Origin of the sequence: Streptomyces roseoverticillatus (assembly GCF_000719265.1) — a bacterium.
Classification (GTDB): Bacteria; Actinomycetota; Actinomycetes; order Streptomycetales; family Streptomycetaceae; genus Streptomyces; species Streptomyces roseoverticillatus.
On record NZ_JOFL01000070.1, the window covers coordinates 1 to 470 of the forward strand.

Consider the following 470-nt stretch of genomic DNA (forward strand, 5'->3'; position numbering starts at 1 on the left):
CGCGGCGCGGAGATGTCCTCCAGGTTGATGCCCGCGAACCCCGGCGCGATGGCCTTGACGATCTCCACGATCGCATCCGAGTCCTGCGTATCCAGGCAGATCGGCCACGCGTCGATCCCCGCGAACCGCTTGAACAGCGCCGCCTTGCCCTCCATCACCGGCAGCGCCGCCTTCGGCCCGATGTTGCCCAGACCGAGAACGGCGGAGCCGTCGGTGACCACCGCGACACTGTTGCGCTTGATCGTCAGACGCCGCGCGTCCTCCGGGTTCTCCGCGATCGCCATGCAGACACGCGCCACACCCGGCGTGTAAATCATCGACAGGTCGTCACGGTTACGGATGGGATGCTTCGACGCCATCTCGATCTTGCCACCGAGGTGCATCAGGAACGTACGGTCCGAAACCTTGCCCAGCACCACGCCCTCGATGCCGCGGAGGTTCTCCACGATCTCATCGGCGTGCTCGGTGGA

1 pseudogene is annotated in these 470 nt (G+C 65.7%); it reads right to left on the reverse strand.

Annotated elements, in window-relative coordinates:
- Positions 1-470, reverse strand: a pseudogene (locus tag IF61_RS0131855) (NAD-dependent malic enzyme); the annotation flags it as partial.